Consider the following 21,173-nt stretch of genomic DNA (forward strand, 5'->3'; position numbering starts at 1 on the left):
AGACAAGTAGCAATTGCGCCATCGGATGGTGGCGATCGAGAAATTTCCGCCAAAAATGCCTCTATCGCCTATTCAACAAGCTTTGATAGCTATTGTTTTTGCATGAAGCAGTCACGCTATTTTTGCAAAAAAGTCATTGGTTTCGAGATATCCAGAGACTTTATGCCACCAAACAATTGCAATACAGTCTCTCCATGGTTCGCGCCAGCGGGCCCAATGGCTGGTTTCCCCCTTTACTTCTCTACCTTAGGCATCGCACCATGACCGCACGCACCTCTGTCCACGGCCTGCAAGTGGCCACCTCCCTGTTCCGCTTCGTGGAAGACAAGGTCTTGCCCGGCACCGGCGTGCAGAGCAGCGCCTTCTGGAAAGGCTTTGACGCCATCGTGTCCGACCTGGCCCCGCGCAACATCGCGCTGCTGGCGGAGCGCGACCGCCTGCAGACCGAGCTCGACACCTGGCACAAGGCCCACCCCGGCCCCATCACCGACATGGCGGCCTACCGCAAGTTCCTGGAAACCATCGGCTACCTGGTGCCCCAGCCCGCCGACGTGCAGGCCACCACCACCAACGTGGACGACGAGCTCGCCATCCAGGCCGGCCCCCAGCTGGTGGTGCCCATCCTCAATGCCCGCTACGCCCTGAACGCCGCCAACGCCCGCTGGGGCAGCCTGTACGACGCGCTGTATGGCACCGATGCCATCCCCGAAACCGACGGCGCCGAAAAGGGCAAGGGCTACAACCCGGTGCGCGGCGCCAGGGTGATCGAGTTCGCCCGCAATGTGCTCGACCAGAGCACGCCGCTGGCCAGTGGCTCGCACAAGGACGCCACAGGCTACCGCGTGGAGGGTGGCCAGCTGGTCGTGGCCCTGAAGAACGGCAGCACCACGGGCCTCAAGAACCCGGCCCAGTTCACCGGCTACCAGGGCGGCGCAGCCCAGCCCTCGTCGGTGCTGCTGCAGCACAACGGCCTGCACCTCGATATCCAGATCAACCGCGCCACGCCCATCGGTCAGACCGATGCTGCCGGCGTGAGCGACCTGGTGCTGGAAGCGGCGCTGTCCACCATCCTCGACCTCGAAGACTCGGTGGCCGCCGTCGATGCCGACGACAAGGTGCTGGGCTACGCCAACTGGCTGGGCATCCTGCAGGCCACGCTGACCGAGTCGTTCGACAAGGGCGGCAAGACCGTGACCCGCGGCCTGAACCCGGACCGCATCTACACGGCCGCCAGCGGCCAGGGCGAAGTGCGCCTGCATGGCCGCTCGCTCATGTTCCTGCGCAACGTGGGCCACCTGATGACCAACCCGGCCATCCTGTGGACCGACGCCCAGGGCCAGCAGCGCGAGATTCCCGAAGGCATCATGGACGCGGTGGTGACCACGGCCATTGCACTGCACGACCTGCAAGGCCACGGCAAGAACGGTATCCGCAACTCGCGCAAGGGCTCGGTCTACATCGTCAAGCCCAAGATGCATGGCCCGGCCGAAGTGGGCTTTGCTGCCGAACTGTTCGGCCGCGTGGAGCAGCTGCTGGGACTGACTGACAGCACCGTCAAGCTGGGCATCATGGACGAGGAGCGCCGCACCAGCGTCAACCTCAAGGCCTGCATCGCCGCCGCCCGCAGCCGCGTGGCCTTCATCAACACCGGCTTCCTCGACCGCACCGGCGACGAAATGCACACCGCCATGCACGCCGGCCCCATGGTGCGCAAGGGCGACATGAAAACCAGCGCCTGGCTGCCCGCCTACGAACGCAGCAATGTGCTGGTCGGCCTGTCGTGCGGCCTGCGCGGCAAGGCACAGATCGGCAAGGGCATGTGGGCCATGCCCGACCTGATGGCCGACATGCTCAAGCAAAAGATCGCCCACCCCCAGGCCGGCGCCAACACCGCCTGGGTGCCCAGCCCCACGGGCGCCACGCTGCACGCGCTGCACTACCACCAGGTGAAGGTGAGCGACATCCAGATCGCGCTGGAGAAGATCGACGCCAATGCCGAGCGCGACAACCTGCTGACCGGCCTGCTCACCGTACCCGTGAGCGCCAACCCGAACTGGTCGGATGCCGAAAAGCAGCAGGAGCTCGACAACAACGCCCAGGGCATCCTGGGCTACGTGGTGCGCTGGGTGGACCAGGGCGTGGGTTGCTCCAAGGTGCCCGACATCCACAACGTGGGCCTGATGGAAGACCGCGCCACGCTGCGCATCAGCAGTCAGCACATGGCCAACTGGCTGCTGCATGGCGTGGTGACCGAGGCGCAGGTGCAGGAAACCTTCCGCCGCATGGCCGCCGTGGTCGATCAACAAAATGCCGGCGACCCGCTATACCGCCCCATGGCGGGGAACTTCGGCACTTCGTACGCCTACCGCGCCGCAGTGGAGCTGGTGACCAAGGGCATCGAGCAGCCCAGCGGCTACACCGAGCCGCTGCTGCACGCCTGGCGCCTGAAGCTCAAGGCCGCTGCAGCCGCCTGAGCCCCGACCAGCGCCAGAAAAAAACGGCACCTTCGGGTGCCGTTTTTTCTGGCCGCTGCTCAGAAGCGGTGGGTGATGCCGATACCCATGCCCGAAGGATCCTGCCCTGGCTTGAGACCGTTGATGCCATTGGCCGACAGGTTGTAGGCCGCCGTGGCGCCATTGGCAATGCGCGTGTAGGCCGCCCACAGGTCCGTGCGCTTGGACAGGCGGTAGGTATAGCCCAGCGAGATCTGGCGGGCCCCCGAGTCCGTGCCCGGGATGCCGATGCCGCCTACTGCGCTGGTGGCATTGCCGCGCGCCGCCTGGGCCTGGACGTAGGACAGCGCCAGTTCCTGCCAGTCGTCGAGCTGGTGCGTCACGGCAACCTGCCATGCACTGCGCCGCAGGGACTGGCCGGGTGCGGGCTCGTAGCGCAACTGCTCCCAACTGCCACGCAGCCGGGTCCGCCCGAAGCTGTAGGCCAGCGCCAGACGGTGGGCATCGTCGCGGCTGTGCGCGCCGAAGTAGGCGCGGTGCAGTTCGTAGCCCCAGGCCGCATAGAGCGGGCCGTCGCGGTAGCTCAGCAGGCCGCTGAACATGTCGGGGGAGGACTGGTCGGTCTTTTCCTCCGGCATGGCATAGGCCAGCCGCAGCGACCAGGCCCCCATCGCAGGCGACCAGTACTGCAGCAGATTGGGCTGGCGCCGGTCGAACGAGGCAGGGGACTGGCCGTTGGCCCCCGTCGCGAAGCCGTTGCCCATGATGGAGTTGGAGGCGAATATGCCGGCCGTGAAGGGGTCGATGGCATACACCGAGGTGAAGCGCAGCGGCGCCTCCCACTGCCCCAGCACCAGCTCGCCAGCCGGGGTGGACAGGCCCACCGCCGTGTTGCGCCCGTTGAACGGCCCGTCGCCAGTGTCCACGCGGACATTGCCCTCGAACTGGGCCCAGGCGGCCATGCCGCCACCCAGGTCCTCCCGGGTCCGGAAGCCCAGCACCGAGAGGTTGTTGGACAGGCGGTTGGCGCGCAGGGCCACAGCCCCCGGGGTGCCCGATGCGCGCACCTGCTCGACATCGACCTTGAGAAAGCCATAGAGGCTGACCCGGGAGGTGTCCGCGGACTGGGCCGAGGTGGCAAGCGGAAAGATGGCGCAGCCAGCCAACGCCAGCGCCCGGTGCATGGAAGAGTTCATACAGATCCTCGTGGTTGGTGATTTTGAATCAATGGATACATAAATATGTTTAGGTATACCAAAAATACCAATCGTGAGCAATGGAGGATCCACGCCCTTCCCCAATGAACCCGCCAGGAACCGCTAAAAAAATGCCCCCATGCCGCTCTGCATGGAGGCAAACCTTGGTTGCTCCCGGCGGCCAGGGAATCCCGCCCCGGCCGCCCTCCTTCAGCGCACCACGCCGATGGCCTCGCGCTGACCGGCCTTGTAGGTGTACAGGGTCAGCGCACCGCCCTGCAGATCCCCCTTGGCGTCGAAGCTGATGCTGCCCGTCACGCCCTGGTAGCCCTTGGTCTGCGCCAGCACCGGCAGGTACTTGGCGGGCTCGTAGGAGCCGGCCTTGACCATGGCGGCCATGATCACGCCGACCGCGTCGTACGAGTACGGGGCGTAGACCTGCACCTCGTTGCCGGTGGTCGCCTTGAAGCGGGCGCGGAAGTCATCCATGCCTTTCTTCTGCGTACCCTCCACACCGCCGGCCTCGGCGCAGACCACTTGGCCGTCGGCCAGGTCGCCCGCGGCGAGCTTGGGCAGCTCGGCCGTGCAGACGCCATCGCCCCCGACGAACCGGGCCTGGATGCCCAACTGCTTCATCTGCCGCAGCATGGGGCCGGCCACCGAATCCATGCCGCCGAAGAAGATCACGTCGGGCTTCTTCGCCTTGAGGCTGGTGAGGATGGCCATGAAGTCCGCTGCCTTGTCGGTGGTGAACTCATGGCCCACGATGGCGCCGCCCACGCTCTTGGCGCCCTTCTCGAACTCGGCGGCCACGCCCTGGCCGTAGGCCGTGCGGTCGTCGATGACAGCAATGCTCTTGCCCTTGAGCACATTCACCGCGTATTTGCCCAGCGTTCCGCCCAGATGCACGTCATCGGCCACCACCCGGAAGGTGGTCTTGTAGCCCTGGCGCGTGTACTTGGGATTGGTGGCCGAAGGGGAGACCTGCGCGATGCCCGCATCGCTGTAGATCTTGGACGCGGGGATGGTCGTGCCCGAGTTGAGGTGGCCGACCACGCCGTGCACCTTGGAGTCCACGAGCTTCTGCGCCGCGGCCGTGCCTTGGCGCGGATCGCCCGCGTCGTCTTCGGCCAGCAGCTCGAGCTTGACCTTCTTGCCGCCGATGACAACGCCCTTGGCGTTGAGTTCATCGATGGCCATGCGCGCGCCGAGCTCGTTGTCCTTGCCCAGGTGGGCAATGGGGCCGCTGGTGGGGCCGACGTGGCCGATGCGCACGATGTCCTGCGCCAGCGCGCCAGTGGTCAGCATGGCGAGCGCCACGCCCATCAGGTGTTGGTGGTGTTGCATGAATACTCCTCCTGCTTCAAAGGCCGAACTTGGGAGCGCCGAGCAGCGGTGACGAAACCGCATACGCGCCATGGTTGGTGAAGACCCAGATCAGGTTGCGGTCCCACTCGATGAACACGCCGTGCGTCTGGTCGCCAAAGCTCAGGTTCATCTTCGGGTCCACGGTCTTGGGCACGAAGTAGCCGGCGATCTTCGGGTCGGCCGGGTTACTCACGTCGAAGATCTGCGCACCGGCGTTGTAGAACGCGTAAACCAGGAACTTGTCGCTTGGCGTGCCGGGCTGGTGCCAGTAGCCGGTGCGCTTGGGACCGAAGCTACCCCGGCGCTGGCAGTAGTCGACGAAGGGCGCGCCCTTCGGCGGCACGGGGCGTGGCAGCGTGTTGAGGATCTTCGGGTTGGCCGGGTCCTTCACGTCGATGGAGTAGATCTCCTTGTAGGGCTCGTAGCAGTCGTCGTTGAGCGGGTAGCCGCTGTAGTAGACGATGCCGGTCTTCTCGACCTTGGTCACGTCGATGTTGTCGCCCTCGGTGCCGGCCTCGCTCACGGGCATGTCCAGCTTGCCCAGGCGCTTCATCTGCGCGGGGTTGGACACGTCGATCACGTGAAAACCCATGCCGCCCATCGCGGCGTAGCCGAGCTTGCCGCCCTTCTCGGGGTCACGCGGGATGAACAGCGGCATGCGCGCGCCCATCCAGGCGGTCTGCTTGCCCACGCGCGGGTTCTTGCGGTATTCCTCTTCCTCGCCGACGCGCGCGCCGGGCACCCACCAGGTAGACAGGCGTTTCGGCTTGCGCGGATCGCTCAGGTCGAAGGCCATCTGCGCCTGGTTGTAGAGGTAGTTGGGATATTCCTGGTTGGCAAAGCTGTCGTCGGGTGCGCCGGAGACGAACAGGTATTGCCCGCCCCAGTACACCGGGATGTCTCCGCAGCCCGAGCCCTGCTGGCGCTCGGCCGTGGCCAGTGGGTCCAGTGGCAATTCGGAGAGCTTCTTCCACTGCGCCGGATCGGGGCTGTCCACCTCGAAGACACGGAAGCCCCGGTAGATCGGCTGCTTGCGGATCTTCTCGATGTTGGCCTGCTCCTCCGGCAGGTACTTGTTCTTCAGGATGCCGAAGCGCGTGACCTCGTAGCACTGCACGGCCACGTGCTTATTCAGCTTCTGGTTGAACTGGATGGTGAGCGGACCGAAAGCGTTGCTCCAGCCCCAGTCCTTGCTCGCGACGAGCTTCACTGCGCGCGGGTCGGTGATGTCGAACACCTTGTAAATGTTCTTCTCGTGCTGGACCATGTAGCGCCGCCCGTTCAGGTCCATCGTGCTCTGCCACGAGTGGTAGGGACTGATAAACATGTCGGCATGGTAGGCCTCGACCTTGGTGTTGTGCAGGTAGGCGTTCTGGTCCAGGTAGTCCAGGCTGCCCTTGAACGGGCGCGTGCCGGGAATGGCGGGCACTTCGGCCGGGTGCTTGAATTTGCCTGTGGCAGGGTCCAGGCCGTACTGCGGTTCGCTCACGTGCGGCGGCTCGGCCGGCGTGCGCACGGGTTCGGAGAGGTCTTCCTTGACGGGAATGCGCGGCGTGCCCGCGGGCGGCGCGACGATGGTCTGCGCGTGAGCGGTGCAGGCCAGCAGCGCGGCGAACAGAACTTTGGTGAGTTGGGCGTGCATGGTGTATGTCAGCAGATTGGAGGGGTCGAACGAAGGGCTCAGAACGCGTGGCGGATGCCGAACTGCACGCCCCGCGGGTTCTCTGCAGACAGCGGCGAAGCAGCGCTCCACGAGATGGGGTAGCGCACGGACGTCTTCTGCTTGTGGTGGACCATGCCGTAGTTGGCGTACAGCGTGGTGCGCTTGGACATGTTGTGCATGTAGCCCACGAGCAGGCCTGTGGCGTCGGCCAACGCATCATTCTTCTTATCGTTGCGGCGCACCACTGTCACGTGAATGCGGTTGGCGTCGCTCAGATTGATGCGCGCGCCCAACGCCACTGAGTTGCCCTTGGCATGGAAGTCCACATAAGGCGGGTAGGCGTAGTAGCCCGAGTAGTTGTGCACCACGGCCGTGAGGTCGTGCGCGCCCAGGCGGTACACGGCCGAGAGGTAGTTGTCGGTGGACGACTCCATCTGCCCCGCCTTGCGGATGTTGACCTGGTACTTGCGGTCACTGGCCAGGCCGACGTACAGCGGGCCGTCGCGGTAGTCCACGCCGAAGCTGGTGACGCGGCCGTTGCGCGTGCTGTCTTCCTTGCCGGCGGTGACGGTGCCCTTGAACTGGAAGCCGCCCACGCGCGGCGAGTTGTAGGCAATGGCATTGCTCTCGCGCCAGGGCGCGTAGAACACCATGACGTTGCTCAACATGCTGTAGTCGGCGCTGAAGCTCGGATCGGCGTAGCCGTACATCCAGTAGGAGCTCAGGTTCAGGCGGCCCAGGCTCACGTCGCCCCACGAGGGGCTGGCGAGCTGCACATAGGTCTCGCGCGGGTTGCCCTGCGCGCCAGTGTCGGCGGCAAAGGTCATCTCGTGCACGGCGCGCGCACGCAGGCCGCCGCCCAGGTCTTCGTCGGCGCGGAACTGCAGGCGGCTGGTGTTCAGGCCGGCCGAGCTCACGCGCGTGGTGCGGTCACCGCCGGTCTTGATCGACTCCAGATTCAGGTCGACAAAGCCCGACAGTGTGACTTGCGCCCACGCCGGGGCCACGGCCAGCGCCGCGATGGCAGCCGACACGCGAAGGGTTGTTTGAATTCTCACGGGGTCTCCTCGTTTGGTTGGTGGGGTGGTGACTAGGGGATTCAGGTCACGGCCTTGCGGGCCATGAATTCGGGAGTGCGCCAGGCGTCCTCGGCCATCACTTGCTTGAGGGTGGCGACGGCCTCCCACACGTCGGCGTGGCTGATGTACAGCGCGGCAAAGCCGAAGCGCAGGATGTCGGGCGCGCGGAAGTCGCCGATCACGCCGCGCGCGATCAATGCCTGCACGATGGCGTAGCCGTGTTCATGTGTGAGAGACACCTGGCTGCCGCGCAAGGCGGCGTCGCGCGGCGTGGCCAGGCCGAAGCCGTACGCGGCCAGCTCCTGGTCCACCAACGTGATGAACAGCTCGGTCAGCGCCACGCTCTTGGCGCGCAGCGCCTGCAGGCCCACGCCGTCAAACGCGGTGAGCGCCGCCTCCAGCGCGATCAGGCCCAGCTGCGGCGCAGTGCCTACGAGCATGCGGTCGATGCCGGGCGCGGGCTCGTAGCCGTGCGTGAATTCAAATGGCCGCGCATGCCCATGCCAACCAGTCAGCGGTTGGCGCAGGCCCTGCTGGTGGCGCTTGGCCACGAAGGCGAACGATGGCGCACCGGGACCACCGTTGAGGTACTTGTAGCCGCAGCCCACGGCGAAATCGACTTCGCAGGCATTGAGCACGCAGGGCATGGCGCCGGCCGTGTGCGCCAGGTCCCAGACGACCAACGCACCGACCTCGTGCGCGCGCCGCGTGATGGCCGCCATGTCGTAGGCCTGGCCGCTCTTGTAGTTAACGTGCGTGAGCGCAAGGACGGCCACGTCCTCGTTCAGCGCGGCCAACACTTCGCTGGACTCTACAGCGCGGAACTGCGTGCCCGTGATTTCCGCCACGCCCTGGGCCACGTAGGCATCGGTGGGGAAGTTGCCGCGCTCGCCCAGCATCAGGCTGCGCCCGGGCCGCATGCGCAGCGCCGCCACCAGCAGCTTGAACAGGTTGACCGACGTGGAGTCGGCCACGATGACCTCGTTTTCCTCGGCCCCCACGAGCCTGGCGATGCGTGCGCCCACACGCTGGGGTGCCGGGTACCAGTCGGCATCGTTCCAGGAGCGAATCAGCCCGGTAGCCCACTCTTGTTCGATGGCCTTTTGCATGCGCGCCGACACTGCGCGCGGCATCGCTCCCAGGGAGTTTCCATCCAGGTAGATAACGCCCTCGGGCAGCTGAAACTGCTGGCGCACGGGTGCCAGAGGATCGGTGGCGTCACGGACCAGACAGTCCTCCCAGGAGACGGGTGGGGAACTCAGGACATAAACGCCTTTATCTGGAATACCAGAATTGTTTTTTGTATTCATAAAACCTAGTCTATGCCGTGACAGCCGAAATTTCTTTGCAATTTCGCCCCCGTTTCAGGGGAGGCAGGTCTAGACATTCCCGCCATCCGCACTTTCAGGAAACACCATGCCCATTGACCTCGACGCCACCGACCGACTGCTGCTCAACGCCCTGCAGGGCGATGCACGCCTCACCTCCTCTGAGTTGGCCGAACGCGTCCACCTCTCCCAGTCGCCCTGCTGGCGGCGCGTGAAGCGGCTGGAAGACATGGGGCTGATCAGCGGCTACAGCGCCAGGCTGGACCGGCGCGCTCTGGGCTGGGGCGTGATGGCCTTTGCCACCATCACCATCGACAGCCAGGACGAGGCGCTGTCTCTGGCGTTCGAGGCCACGGTGCGCGACATCCCCGAGGTGGTGATGTGCCACGGTGTCTCGGGCCCCGAGGACTTTGTGCTGGTGATCGTCGCGCAGGACCTGGATGCCTACTCGGCGCTGATGCAGCACAAGCTGCGGCGCCTGCCCGGCGTCAAGCATGTACGCACCAGCTTTTCCCTGCAGGAGGTGAAGGCCTTGCAGGGGATGCCGCTTCCGGCATGACAGGAAGCCCCCCCTGAGGCGCTTCGCGCCTTCCCCTCTCTCGACTCGCTGCGCGAGTCGGGAGGGGGACGCCCCCGGTGCGGCGGGGCGGCCCTTGCACGGGGGCGCTGGCTTGGGCCGCGCCAGTTGCATACACCGTGGGCGGCTACTGGCTACTGGCTACTGGCTACTGGCTACTGGCACACAGGCCACGGCCTTGATCTCGACCACCATGTCGGGGTGAGGCAGGGCGCGCACGACCACGGTGGTGCGGGTGGGGGCTTCGCCGGGAAAGAACTCCCCATAGGTGGCGTTGAAGGTGGCGAAGTCCTCGGCATGCACCAGGAAGGCCTGCATGTCCACGCAGTCGGCCAGGCCTGCGCCACCCGCTTCCTGCACCAGCGCATTGATCGTCAGCAGCACGCGGCGGGTCTGTGCGGCGACGTCGTAACGCACCTCTGCGCCATCGCGCAGGACACCATCGATCTCGCCGCCGGGCAGGCGGGCGCTGACGCCGGCTACGAACACCAAGTCACCGGCACGCCGCCAGCGCGCATAGGCGCCCAGGGGTCGCGGCAGGACGCTGGCCGTCATGCGTGCTCCATGCGAAAGCCGGCCTGGGCGAGTTGCCCGTACAGGCCCTCGGCCCAGGCCGCGTCGGCCGGCACGAACGGTGGGCGCACATGGCGCCAGGCGTCGTCGCCGAACTCCCGGGCCACCACGTCCTTGAGCGCGGGGATCATCGGGTGGGCCTGGAACAGGCTGCGCACCACCTTGAGCTGCGCCTGCAGGGCCTCGAACGCGGGGGTGCCCCAGGCCTGCAGGGCCTGCGCGATGGCGCCCGGCTGCACATTGGCAGTGGCCGAGATGCAGCCTGCCGCCCCCAGCGGCAAGGCCTTTTCAAGCAGCGCCTCCGACGCGGGGAAGACCTCGAAGCCCGGGAATTCACGCAGCACGCGCTCGGTGTTGGCCCAGTCGCCCGAACTGTCCTTGATGCCGACCACGGTGCCGGGGTAGGCCTTGAGCAGCCGCTCGATCAGCGCGCAGGTGATGGGCACGCCCGTGAACTGGGGGATGTGGTACAGGTAGAGCTTCAGGCGCTCGGAGCCCACGGCGTCGATCAACTGCGCGTAGTGGGCGAACAGGCCCTCCTCGGCCGCGGGCTTGAAATAGAAGGGCGGCAGGACCAGCGCACCGGCACAGCCCAGCTCGACGGCGCGGCGGGTCAGGGCGACGGTCTCGGGCACGGAGCACAGGCCGGTGCCGGGCACCATGGCACTGGCAGGGATGCCAGCCTCCACCAGCGCTTCGAGCAACTCCATTTTTTCGGCAAGGCTGAGCGAGTTGGCCTCGCTGTTGGTGCCGAACACGGCCAACCCGGCGCCCTGCGCCACGAGCCAGCGGCAGAACGCGATGAACGCCGGCCGGTTGACGGACAGGTCGGCATGGAAGGGCGTGAGTGCCGGAGCGAGGACCTTGAGGGGGCGGGGAATTTGCATGGTGTCGGTGTGCATGGAGTGGAAAAGCAGGGGGTGGGTCAGCGCGTTTCGCGCATGAAGCCGAGCAGTTGCGGGCCCAGGGTTTCTTCGCCACTGTTGAAGTGGGCGACGATGGAGGTGTGGTTGTGCCGCGGCAGGGCGGCAAAGCGCGTGGGCGCGCTACGCCCGCTGGCCAGGGCCCGGGCGTAAAACTCCTGGCCATAGCGGTCGAGGTGGGGGTTCTCGTACTGCGCCACGGCAATGAACAGGGGCACATTGCTCTGGCCCGCATGGCTGGCGGGCGAGCGCTGTTCATACAGACCGGTGTCGTCGCCAAAATAGGCACGCACGCCATCCGCATTGGGGTTGTCCGGCAGCACATCGGCACGCAGCCGCGCGCTCACGAGCATGGCGCCCGCGATCTCGGCCGGTGTGAGGCGGTCTGCCACCTGCGGGTCGAACAGTGCGCTGGCCACATGCGACCCGCCGGCCGAGTGGCCCATGAGGAAGACACGCCCCGGATCGCCGCCAAAACGCGCGATGTGCGCGCGCACCCAGCGGGCCGCAGCCACCACGTCGGCGGCACCGCCCGGATACGCCGTCTGCGGTGCCAACCGGTATTCCACATTCACCGCCACGCAGCCCTGGCGTGCGAACCAGTAGGCCACGTTGTCATAGATCGCGCCGTTGGCGCTCTTGCTGCCGCGGATGAAGGCCCCGCCATGGAAGAAGACCAGCACGTCGCGCGCGCCCCCTTCCCACTCGCTGCGGCCGTACACGTCGAGCACCTGGCGCGGCGCGGCGCCGTAGGGCAGGTCGCGGGCCACCTCGATGCCACGGTTGTCGGCCTGCTGCACCAGGGGCGTGTAGGTGCGCACCACCAGGTCACGGTGCCGGTTGATGTCCTCAGCCCAGCGCGGCCCGATGCCATCGAGCAAGGCCTGGTCCTCCGCGCTCAGCGATCCGAAAGGCTGCGATGCGTTGTTCATGGCAGAAAATTATACACATTCGTGTTTTGGTATACCAATTTAACTTAAATTCACTATACTTTCGCTGTCGACATACACAACAGGAGAAATTCACCATGGAAAAACTCAGGCACATCGCCCTGTCGGTCAGCGACCCCGAGGCCGCGGCCCAGTTCTTCGAGCAGGCCTTCGGCATGACCCGCGCCGGCCGCGCCATGCGCGGCTGGTACATGACCGATGGCGTGATGAACGTGGCCTTGCTGAACTTCAAGGACGAGGCGGTGCCCGGCTACGAGAAGCTCAAGGACGTGCGCGGCGTGATCCACTTCGGCATGTGGGTGGACAACCTCGAAGAGGCCGAAAAGCGCGTGGTCGCTGCCGGCGGCACCTACCTCACGGGCCGCAAGGAGAGCGACCCCAACGTGTTCTACGAAGTGAAGTACCGCACGCCCGACGGGATCGTGTTCGACATCACCGAGTCGGGCTGGAAGGGCGCGGTCAAAGAGGTGGCGCCCGCCGCCGCCGCCGACTGAGTGGAGCGCACCGTGCAGCGACCCCACATCCTGGCGCTGATCCCGCTGCCTGCGGCAACGCGGGCGGCCCTGGCCGGCACCTACACCGTGCACGAAGGTACGAGCACCGCATCCGTGCCCTGGGAAGACATCGCGGCGGTGGTGACGAACGGCACCACGGGCCTGTCCGCAGCGCAGATGGAGCGGATGCCAGCGCTGCGCATCGTCTGCGCCTTCGGCGCCGGCCATGAGGCCGTGGACCTGGGTGTGGCCGCACAGCGTGGCATCGTGGTGGCCAATGCGCCCGGAGCCAACGATGAGACGGTGGCGGACCATGCGCTGGGTTTTCTGCTCGCGCTCAGCCGCGGCTACGGCACGCTCACCGCGGCCGTGCGCGCGGGCGGCTGGCACGGCCTGCGGGCGGCGCGCCCGACGCTCAACGGCGCCACGCTCGGCATCCTGGGCATGGGCCGCATCGGCCAGGCCATCGCCCGGCGCGCCGTGGGCTTCGGCATGCAGGTGCACTACTGCACACGCAGCCCGCGCAAGGACCTGCCCTACGCCCACGAGCCCAGCCCGGTCGCGCTCGCGCGAGCGAGCGACTACCTGGTGGCCGCCTGCCCAGGAGGCCCTGCCACCCACCACATCGTGGATGGCCCGGTGCTGGCCGCCCTCGGCCCGGAGGGCTTCTTCGTGAACGTGGCACGGGGCTCGGTGGTGGATAGCGAAGCCCTGGTGCAGGCACTGCGCCGCGGCGACATTGCCGGCGCGGGCCTGGATGTGTTCGAGTACGAGCCCGAGGTGCCTGCGGCGCTGCGCGCGCTCGACAATGTGCTCCTCACGCCGCACATGGCAGGCCGCTCGCCGGCATCCCAGGCGGCACAGACCACGGTGCTGCTTGCCAGCCTGGCGGACTGCTTCGCGGGCCGTGTGCCGGCGACGGCCATCGCTCCGCGCTGAGACCATCTGTAAAGCAAGAGGCGGCGCCCCCTCAGGGAGCGCCGCCTCTTTGTCGTGTCGAGAACCAGGCCGCTCAGGAGCCCTTGTCCCCCCCGGTCTTGGACGCCACCAGGTGCGGTGGCGGGGGGACGACGAAGCGTTCGAGCCGGTACTGGTCGAAGCTCTCCAGGTTGCGCTCCCAGACCTCGGCCTGGTGCGTTCCGTCCTGCGGGATCTGCGTCATGTCGCAATAGACCTCGACATTGTTGCCGTCGGGGTCCTTGAACACCAGGAAGAGGTTGTTGCCGGGGCCGTGGCGACCGATGCCGCGCACGATCTCGATGCCGTGGGCCTGCAGCACCCGGACCGAGCGCTCCATTTCCTCCAGGCTGTCGATGAGGTAGGAGAAATGCTCCAGGCCCGGCCGCGAGTAGCGCGGCAGGTCGTTCAGGTCCGGCGAGTCGGCAGACAGCTGCGCGAGCGCGAGGTCATGGTGGTCTTCCCCTGCGCGCAGGAAAACCATGTTCTCGCCGATCCAGTCCGATACCTCGAGGCCCAGCACCTCGGTATAGAACTGCACTGATTTCTGGATATCTCGCACCATGAGCACGAGGTGCCCGAGGCGGCGGGGTTTGAGTTTTTCCATGGCGAACTCCGTTGCGTGTGAATCTTGATCCCGACGCCCCCTCCCTCCCGCATTGCGCCGCAACGCGAGGGAGGGGAAGACGTGAAGCGCCCCAGGGGACGCGCCCTTTCAGGGAGCCGCGACGACTTGGTTCTCGATGGCGCCGATCTGCTCGATCGAGGCCACCATCACGTCGCCCGGCTTGAGGAACAGGCCGCGCCCCATGCCCACGCCCGTGGGTGTTCCCGTGGCGATCAGATCACCCGGCTTGAGCGTGAGGATGCTCGACAGGTAGGCGATCTGTTCGGCAATGTTGAAGATCATGCCCTTGGTGCTCGCGTCCTGCATGCTCTCGCCGTTGACCGTGAGCTGCATGCGCAGGTCCATCGGGTCCCCCACGCAGTCGCGCGGCACGAACCACGGCCCCAGGGGTGCGAAGGTGTCGAAGCTCTTGCCGCGGAACCAGTCGTGCGAGAAGGGGTAGTCCGAGCGGCGCGTGAGGTCTCGGGCACTGATGTCGTTGATCACCGTGTAGCCGGCGATGTGCGCATACGCGTCCTTCTCCGCAATGTGGCGGCCACCACGGCCGATCACCACCGCAAGCTCCACCTCCCAGTCCAGCTTCATCGTGCTCGCGGGCATGACGACGGCGGTCTTCGTGGGCGTCACGCTGGTTTCGGCCTTCATGAAGATGTAGGGCGAGCTCTCGCTGCGCGCGGCCAGCTGGGTGCCCATCTCCGCGGCATGCTCGTAGTAGTTGGATGCCGTCGCGAAAATGCGCGCAGGCGCATAGGGCACGGCCAGCGCAGCTTCCTGCCGCAGTGGCTGGATGCGCCCCTGGCGGATGGCCTGAGCGGCCGAATCCAGGGCCTGCAGCGCGGCGGCGGACGCATCCCAGCCCGCCAGCAAGCCCGCCAGATCGGCAGGCACCGGTTGCGCACCGGGTGCGGCCGCCTGTACTGCGGCCTGCGCATCGTAGACAGCATTGTCGACCACCAGGCCCATGCGCGGCACCGTGCTGCCCGCGCTTGTCATGTAGGTGGCAATTCCAAACCAGTTCATTGCAGTTTCCTTCCTTAAATTCATGCAGTTGCGGACCGCTGCCTCACTCGGCGCGGATCCCGGAGTTCTTCAGCACCTTGCCCCACATCACCAGCTCGCGCTGGATCTGCGCGCCAAATGCAGCTCGCGCCGTGAACAGAGGCACCACGCCAGCTTCCTCGAGCTTTTGCAGCACCACCGGGTCGTCCTTCATGCGGACCACCTCCGCGGCGATGCGGTCCAGCACCTCGGGCGGTGTTCCCGAGCGCGCTACGAGGCCGTTCCAGGTGGTGACTTCATGCCCGGGAAAGGTCTCGGCGATGGTCGGCACATTCGGCAGTTCCTTCGAGCGCGTGGCGCTGGAGATCGCCAAAAGGCGGATCCTTCCCCCGCTCGCCTGGGAAATAACCTCGGACGGACTGGCCGAATACATGTCGATCACACCGCCCAGCAGGTCCGTCATGGCAGGCGCCGCCCCACGGTAGGGGATATGCACCATGTCGATCTCCGCCCGCTTGGTAAAGATGTAGGCCGACAGGTGGGTGAGGGCAGCCGTCCCTCCGCTGCCATAGCTGAGCTTGCCAGGCTGCTGTTTGGCCAGGGCCACCAATTCCCCCAGGCTCTTCACCGGCAGCGCGGACTTGGTGGCAATGACGAAGGCGTTGGCGCCGATGTTGACCACCGGCGCAAAATCCTTGGCCGGGTCGTAGTTGAAGTTCGGGTTCACGAAGGGCGCGGTGACCATCTGCGTGGCCGTGGCCATCAACAGGGTGTAGCCGTCCGCCGGGGCGCCGAGCACCTGCTTGGCGGCAATGAGACCCGATGCGCCCGGCCGGTTGTCCACCACCACGACGGTGCCCAGCGCCCTGGAGAGGTGGCCGGCCGTGAGGCGCGCGATGGTGTCCGTGTTACCCCCCGCGCCGAAGGGCACGACGATGGTGATGGGCTTGGCCGGCCAGGGCTGCGCGAACCCGGTAGCGGCACACAAAGCCAGGGCGAGTCCTGCGAGCACTCGGTGCATTGTTGTCATCCTTTCGTTTTATTTGGTATACCAAGAATACACAATGAAGTACAAAACTTCAACGAGAGGTATCCCGCACTTTGAACGGCAGGCGGCGTGCGACCACCATCCGTGCCTATAGCACCGAGCAGGCTTGCTCGAAAGCCAACCGCGGCAGCCGGCCGAAGAGTCTGGCGGGATCGCCCTGACCGAGGTTGCACAGGAAGTTGACACGGCACCGGCCGTCCGGGAAGAAGGTCTCGTTGACCAGGGCTTCGTCGAACCCGGACATGGGGCCGCAATCGAGCCCGAGGGCCCGGGCGGCCAGCAGGAAGTAACCGGCCTGCAGCGTGGCATTGCGAAAGGCCGTGGTCTCGGCGTGTCCTTCGTCGCGGGTAAAGCTGTCGTACAGCCCGGGGTTGTGTGGAAACAAGGCCTCGGCATGCTCGTAAAAGCGCCGGTCATAGCCCAGGATGCAGGTTACGGGCGCCGACTCGGTCTTGGCCACATTGCCTGGACTGAGGGCCGGCAGCAGGCGTGCCTTGGCTTCGGGGCTGGCCAGAAAGAGGATGCGTTGGGGCGAGCAGTTGGCGCTGGTCGGCCCCCACTTCAACAGATCGTACAGCTCGCGCAGCAGTGCCTCGGGCACTGGCCAGTCCAGGAATCCGTTGTGCGAACGCGCTCCACTAAAGAGCGCATCCATGCCTGCCTTGTCGAGCATCACCCACATCCTTGCCGAAGTTGAAACATGCCAGCAACTCCGCCAGGCCCCGGCTCCTGCGCAACCCAGACGTCGCTGGCGGCAGCAGGAGGATGGTGGAAGACACTCTGGCGGCCGACGGCCAAGGGCCGGGCCGCCCCACCCGGCGAAACAGGGACGGAAAGCGTGCAGTCCAGCACGGCACCTTCTGGAGAAGCTGCCGTGATTCTATGTGAACTTCATCATTTGGTATACCAAATGATTTATTGGCACTCTATTTTTCAGACTTCTTGATCTTGCGCGCAGGGGGGGTGGCGCCGGCCTTCGCCGCGGGCGCCGCTTTCGGACGGCCACGCCTGCCTGCCGTCGGTGCCGCAGGCGCAGGCTCCATGCCCACGGCGTTTTCGGCTTCCTTCGCCTGGCGCAGTGCCCGCAGTGCTGCGTTGCCCAGGTGCGCGTTGTGGGCGCGCATGGCGAGGTATGCCTTCTCGCCATTGCCCTCGGCGATGGCTTCGACGATCTCCTTGTGGGCATCGTGCGATGTCACCAGGCGGTCCGTCTCGGCCGGATGGTATTGGCGGTAAGGGCTCAAACGATCACGGATCTCCCCCACCATGCTGCTGATCACCGCGTTGTGCGCGCCTTCGAGGATCAGGCGATGCAGTTCGCGGTTGGCCTCCAGGTACTTGTCGAGGTCGCCCTTGGCCACGTATTCATTGGAGCGCTCGTGGATGTAGCGCAGCTCGGTCTTCTCCATGGTGGTCATGGACTCTGCGGCGAGCCGCGCGCACATGGCCTCGAGTTCGCAGTCTGCGTGCAGGATCTCTGCCAGTTCCTTCACGCTGATTTCCATGACGACCACGCCGCGCATGGGCAGGAGCTGGGTGAGCCCTCGCGACGCCAATTGGCGCAACGCTTCCCGCACGGGAGTGCGCGATACCTTGAAACGCTCGGCCAACAAGCGCTCATCAAGGCGGGTGCCGGGCTTGAACTGACCGCTGATGATCAGTTCGGAGATCTGGGACTGGACTTTGGCAGCAATGGTGGACATTGTATTTTTTACCCTTGCAAGTGCGTTCCATTCTAGCCAGCTGCACACCAGGAGGCAGCCGTGCGAACCGGACATCCGCCGAGCACCAGGAGCCAGGTCTCTTTGGTGCGCCCATCCGCCGACCTCGGGCACTCGGCATGCACCCCCCACAGGGCGCAGCCAGCACCTACACTGCACAGGCCATGTCCCACGATGATGACGCCCTCGCGCCTCCCAGCCCATCAGTTTGCTCTCTGTGCGGCCAGCCCAACCAGTGCGCAGTGGCGGCCGGCCTGCCTGCCCAGGACTGTTGGTGCATGCACACCCCGGTGTCGCCCGCAGCGCTGGCGTGCCTGCCCGTGGAACAACGGGGCCTCACCTGCATCTGCCCGCAGTGCGCGCGAGCGCCGGTCGGCAGCACGGAAATGCCCCAGGCACCTGCTCCCCAATCGATATGATTTGGGCTTCTCACCAACCCTTTTCTGAAGAAAGCATATACACCATGCCCACGTACCACGTCGAAATGATGGAAGGCCGCACGGTCGAACAGAAGCGCAAGCTGGTGGAGGAGATCACCCGCGTGTCCGTTGAAGTTCTAGGCGGCTCGCCCGAATCGGTGGACATCCTCATCACCGACGTCAAGCGCGAAAACTGGGCCACCGGCGGCACGCTCTGGACCGAACGCTCCTGAGCGCCGCACCATGACACAGCCCTGCGGCTCGCCCTCCATGCTGCGCGAGCGCCATGGCGAGCGGTACCGCTGGCTGGTGCTGCTTTCGGTGATGGTGGGGACCATGGCGTCCATCATGTCGTCCACCATCGTCAATGTGGCGATTCCGGACATGAGCCACTATTTCGCGCTCGGCCAGGAACGCGCCCAATGGGTCACGTCGGGCTTCATGGTGGCCACCACAGTGTCGATGCTCACCACACCGTGGCTGCTGTCACGGTATGGTTACCGGGCCACCTATGTAGGCGCCATGGTGCTGCTGCTCGCAGGGGGCGTTGGCGGCGGGATCGCCGGGCATTTCGGACTGGTGCTCGCCGCCCGCGTGGCCGAGGGGCTGGCCGCTGGGGTGGTGCAGCCGATTCCCGCAGTGATCATCCTGTATGCCTTTCAACCCCATGAACAGGGGCGTGCCAGCGGCATTTTCGGCATGGGGGTCGTACTGGCGCCCGCCATCGGACCCAGCCTGGGAGGCCTGCTGGTGGACTGGTTTGGCTGGCGCTCGATTTTTTTCATGGTCGTGCCGTTTTGCCTGGCATCCATCGCACTGGCCTACAAATTCGTGCCCACCACCGCCCCTGGCGGAATGCCTGCGAACCGCAGCGGCGAGCCACTGGACTGGCGCGGGCTGGCGCTGGGTACCCTGGGCACGCTGTGCCTGCTCAATGGCCTGGTGGCATTGCACAGCGGGCCTTACGCCCAGGCGACCCTGTTGCTGGGCTCGGCCATGCTGTTCGTGGTGCTGTTCCTGTGGTGGCAACGCCGCATTGCGCGGCGCGGCCACAAGCCCCTGATGGACCTGAGGGTCTTTGAATACCGGCAGTTCGCCATGGGCAGTGTGGTGGCCTTCATCTACGGCACTGCGCTCTTTGGCTCCACGTATCTGCTACCGGTTTTCATGCAACTGGGGTTGCAGCTTTCTGCCTCGCATGTGGGCACCATCATGCTGCCCTCCGGCCTTGTGCTGGCGGTCACCATTCCTCTGATCGGCCGGCTGGCCGACAGGGCACCCACCCACTGGCTGGTCGGCACCGGGCTGGCGCTGCTGGGCCTTTCCTTTGTGCTGATGAAGCTGGTAGGTCTGCAGTCTGCGCTGTGGACGCTGGTGCTGTTTGCCGTGCTGGGCCGCATCGGGCTGGGCTTCATCCTGCCCTCGCTCAATCTGGGCGCCATGCGGCCACTGGACAAGGCGCTCATTTCCCAGGGATCGAGCATCATCGGCTTCGTGCGCATGCTGGGGGGAGCTGCAGGAGTGGGTCTTTGCGGAATCGTGCTGGAATGGCGCCTGGGCGTGCATGGTGACTCATTGACGACCGCAGCCACGAGCCCCGCACGCATCGCGGCATTCGGCGAAACCTTCATGATGCTGGCAGGACTCTGCGTGCTGGCGCTTATTGCGGCATGGCAATTGCGCGGTGCGCCAGGCCAGGCCACCGCTGCGCAGCAGCCCTGACCGTACGCCTCCACATCATCACCGGAGCCTTTCATGTGCCAGCTGCTTGGAATGAACAGCAATACCCCCACGGACATCACCTTCAGCTTTCGGGGGTTTGCGCAACGTGGCGGCAATACCGCCGATCACGCCGATGGGTGGGGTATTGCGTTCTTCGAAGACCGGGGCCTGCGCCATTTCGTGGACCATCTGCGCGCGGCCGACTCACCCATTGCCGAGCTCATCCGGCACTATCCCATCAAGAGCCTCAACGTCATTGCCCATATCCGCAAGGCCACACAGGGGCCTGTCAGCCTCCAGAACTGCCATCCTTTTGTGCGCGAACTGTGGGGACGCTATTGGGTTTTTGCGCACAACGGTGATCTGAAGGAGTTTCGTCCGCGCCTGCACGCGCATTTTCACCCGGTGGGCAACACCGACAGCGAGCATGCGTTTTGCTGGCTGCTGCAAGAACTTGCCAAATCGCATGCGGGCATGCCCAGCATTGACGAGCTCACCCGCACGCTGCGGGAGCTGACACCACAAATTGCCGCGCACGGTACCTTCAATTTTCTGCTGTCCAATGGCGAAGCCCTCTGGGCCCACGCCTCCACCCACCTTTATCACCTGCAGAGGCGGCATCCTTTTGCCATTGCGCAGCTATCGGATGAAGATCTCTGTATTGATTTTGCCCCCCTCACCACGCCATCCGACAAGGTGCAACTGTTGGCGACGGAGCCGTTGACGGTCAATGAGGAATGGAAGGCGTTCGGCTCGGGAGAACTGAAGGTGTTTGCGGGGGGAAGCGAGGCGGGCAGGAGCTAGTTTTGCCGCACCACGCTCATCAAATACAGGGCCAACTTGCTGCTGGCCGCGGCCCCTTTGCCGGACCGGGCATGCATGCATGCACAGAAAACTTGAATTGATTCGCGGTGAGATGCATATCGGCGCCAAAAAGCAGAAACGCCCCACTCAAATGCTGAGTGGGGCGTTACTGGGCTGTAAGAGCCTGACGATGACCTACTTTCACACGGGAACCCGCACTATCATCGGCGCAAAGTCGTTTCACTGTCCTGTTCGGGATGGGAAGGAGTGG

Annotated in this window: 21 protein-coding genes and 1 rRNA gene; 8 read left to right on the top strand and 14 right to left on the bottom strand. The window is 65.5% G+C overall.

Going from position 1 to position 21,173, the window contains the following annotated elements:
- Window positions 1-260: 260 nt before the first annotated feature.
- Window positions 261-2,474: a malate synthase G gene (locus tag K225_RS0105185; protein WP_026435421.1), complete on the top strand. Its 2,214-nt coding sequence runs from the start codon at window positions 261-263 to the stop codon at window positions 2,472-2,474.
- A gap of 59 nt (window positions 2,475-2,533) precedes the next feature.
- Here the strand turns inward: K225_RS0105185 and K225_RS0105190 are convergent, their stop codons facing one another.
- The 5 genes from K225_RS0105190 to kynU form a co-directional block, all read right to left on the bottom strand.
- Window positions 2,534-3,649, bottom strand: coding sequence for a porin (locus K225_RS0105190; protein WP_051248704.1), 1,116 nt, complete (start codon window positions 3,647-3,649; stop codon window positions 2,534-2,536).
- A gap of 210 nt (window positions 3,650-3,859) precedes the next feature.
- The gene (locus K225_RS0105195) at window positions 3,860-4,975 is read right to left on the bottom strand and encodes a branched-chain amino acid ABC transporter substrate-binding protein (RefSeq protein ID WP_051248718.1); all 1,116 of its coding nucleotides are present in this window, start codon (window positions 4,973-4,975) and stop codon (window positions 3,860-3,862) included.
- Between the two features lie 37 nt (window positions 4,976-5,012).
- Window positions 5,013-6,659 carry an LVIVD repeat-containing protein gene (locus K225_RS20390; RefSeq protein WP_034711800.1) on the bottom strand — a complete coding sequence of 549 codons (1,647 nt, stop codon included), beginning with the start codon at window positions 6,657-6,659 and terminating at the stop codon, window positions 5,013-5,015.
- Between the two features lie 38 nt (window positions 6,660-6,697).
- The gene (locus K225_RS0105205) at window positions 6,698-7,738 is read right to left on the bottom strand and encodes a porin (RefSeq protein ID WP_162143878.1); all 1,041 of its coding nucleotides are present in this window, start codon (window positions 7,736-7,738) and stop codon (window positions 6,698-6,700) included.
- 41 nt (window positions 7,739-7,779) lie between these two features.
- A complete protein-coding gene (gene kynU, locus K225_RS0105210; RefSeq protein WP_081679600.1) occupies window positions 7,780-9,069 on the bottom strand; it encodes a kynureninase in 1,290 nt (429 codons plus the stop codon).
- A 106-nt stretch (window positions 9,070-9,175) separates the two neighbouring features.
- On the opposite strand from kynU, the gene K225_RS0105215 reads away from it, so the two are divergent.
- Window positions 9,176-9,646 carry an Lrp/AsnC family transcriptional regulator gene (locus K225_RS0105215; protein WP_026435426.1) on the top strand — a complete coding sequence of 157 codons (471 nt, stop codon included), beginning with the start codon at window positions 9,176-9,178 and terminating at the stop codon, window positions 9,644-9,646.
- Window positions 9,647-9,805: 159 nt separating this feature from the next.
- Here K225_RS0105215 and K225_RS0105220 read toward each other — a convergent pair whose 3' ends face one another.
- Genes K225_RS0105220 through K225_RS0105230 form a run of 3 tightly spaced genes read right to left on the bottom strand, consistent with a single transcriptional unit; the run spans window position 9,806 to window position 12,092 of the window.
- Window positions 9,806-10,219, bottom strand: coding sequence for a RidA family protein (locus K225_RS0105220; RefSeq protein WP_026435427.1), 414 nt, complete (start codon window positions 10,217-10,219; stop codon window positions 9,806-9,808).
- Window positions 10,216-11,124: a dihydrodipicolinate synthase family protein gene (locus tag K225_RS0105225; protein WP_026435428.1), complete on the bottom strand. Its 909-nt coding sequence runs from the start codon at window positions 11,122-11,124 to the stop codon at window positions 10,216-10,218. The genes K225_RS0105220 and K225_RS0105225 overlap by 4 nt, the downstream gene beginning before the upstream one ends.
- Window positions 11,125-11,162: 38 nt before the next feature.
- Complete coding sequence (locus K225_RS0105230; RefSeq protein WP_026435429.1) at window positions 11,163-12,092, bottom strand: alpha/beta hydrolase; 930 nt, start codon at window positions 12,090-12,092, stop codon at window positions 11,163-11,165.
- 95 nt (window positions 12,093-12,187) lie between these two features.
- Between K225_RS0105230 and K225_RS0105235 the strand changes: the two genes are divergently transcribed.
- A complete protein-coding gene (locus tag K225_RS0105235) occupies window positions 12,188-12,604 on the top strand; it encodes a VOC family protein (RefSeq protein ID WP_026435430.1) in 417 nt (138 codons plus the stop codon).
- 12 nt (window positions 12,605-12,616) lie between these two features.
- Window positions 12,617-13,543 carry a 2-hydroxyacid dehydrogenase gene (locus tag K225_RS0105240; protein ID WP_026435431.1) on the top strand — a complete coding sequence of 309 codons (927 nt, stop codon included), beginning with the start codon at window positions 12,617-12,619 and terminating at the stop codon, window positions 13,541-13,543.
- Between the two features lie 73 nt (window positions 13,544-13,616).
- Here K225_RS0105240 and K225_RS0105245 read toward each other — a convergent pair whose 3' ends face one another.
- The 5 genes from K225_RS0105245 to K225_RS20395 all read right to left on the bottom strand — a co-directional run bounded on the left by K225_RS0105245 (window position 13,617) and on the right by K225_RS20395 (window position 17,939).
- Window positions 13,617-14,168: a VOC family protein gene (locus K225_RS0105245; protein WP_026435432.1), complete on the bottom strand. Its 552-nt coding sequence runs from the start codon at window positions 14,166-14,168 to the stop codon at window positions 13,617-13,619.
- Window positions 14,169-14,276: 108 nt separating this feature from the next.
- The gene (locus tag K225_RS0105250; RefSeq protein WP_026435433.1) at window positions 14,277-15,209 is read right to left on the bottom strand and encodes a fumarylacetoacetate hydrolase family protein; all 933 of its coding nucleotides are present in this window, start codon (window positions 15,207-15,209) and stop codon (window positions 14,277-14,279) included.
- A gap of 43 nt (window positions 15,210-15,252) precedes the next feature.
- The gene (locus K225_RS0105255; protein WP_051248708.1) at window positions 15,253-16,209 is read right to left on the bottom strand and encodes a tripartite tricarboxylate transporter substrate binding protein; all 957 of its coding nucleotides are present in this window, start codon (window positions 16,207-16,209) and stop codon (window positions 15,253-15,255) included.
- Window positions 16,210-16,324: 115 nt separating this feature from the next.
- Window positions 16,325-16,909 (bottom strand): malonic semialdehyde reductase, encoded by a 585-nt coding sequence (locus K225_RS0105260; RefSeq protein ID WP_026435435.1) that lies wholly within the window; start codon window positions 16,907-16,909, stop codon window positions 16,325-16,327.
- 253 nt (window positions 16,910-17,162) lie between these two features.
- The gene (locus tag K225_RS20395; RefSeq protein ID WP_051248710.1) at window positions 17,163-17,939 is read right to left on the bottom strand and encodes a GntR family transcriptional regulator; all 777 of its coding nucleotides are present in this window, start codon (window positions 17,937-17,939) and stop codon (window positions 17,163-17,165) included.
- A 182-nt stretch (window positions 17,940-18,121) separates the two neighbouring features.
- Here K225_RS20395 and K225_RS21570 point away from each other — a divergent pair, with 182 nt between their 5' ends.
- The 4 genes from K225_RS21570 to K225_RS0105280 are packed head-to-tail and all read left to right on the top strand — an operon-like array spanning window position 18,122 to window position 20,902.
- Window positions 18,122-18,376 carry a cysteine-rich CWC family protein gene (locus tag K225_RS21570; RefSeq protein ID WP_081679605.1) on the top strand — a complete coding sequence of 85 codons (255 nt, stop codon included), beginning with the start codon at window positions 18,122-18,124 and terminating at the stop codon, window positions 18,374-18,376.
- Window positions 18,377-18,420: 44 nt separating this feature from the next.
- Window positions 18,421-18,609 (top strand): 4-oxalocrotonate tautomerase, encoded by a 189-nt coding sequence (locus K225_RS0105270; RefSeq protein WP_026435436.1) that lies wholly within the window; start codon window positions 18,421-18,423, stop codon window positions 18,607-18,609.
- A gap of 10 nt (window positions 18,610-18,619) precedes the next feature.
- Entirely contained in the window at window positions 18,620-20,098 is a 1,479-nt protein-coding gene (locus K225_RS0105275) for a DHA2 family efflux MFS transporter permease subunit (protein ID WP_026435437.1), read from the top strand.
- A 33-nt stretch (window positions 20,099-20,131) separates the two neighbouring features.
- Window positions 20,132-20,902, top strand: coding sequence for a class II glutamine amidotransferase (locus K225_RS0105280; protein WP_026435438.1), 771 nt, complete (start codon window positions 20,132-20,134; stop codon window positions 20,900-20,902).
- A 182-nt stretch (window positions 20,903-21,084) separates the two neighbouring features.
- On the opposite strand, the gene rrf is transcribed toward K225_RS0105280, so the two are convergent.
- Window positions 21,085-21,173 (bottom strand): 5S ribosomal RNA (gene rrf / locus K225_RS21440); the annotation flags it as partial.

The sequence above is a fragment of the Acidovorax sp. JHL-9 genome (assembly GCF_000426205.1).
In the GTDB taxonomy this organism is placed as follows: domain Bacteria; phylum Pseudomonadota; class Gammaproteobacteria; order Burkholderiales; family Burkholderiaceae_C; genus Acidovorax; species Acidovorax soli.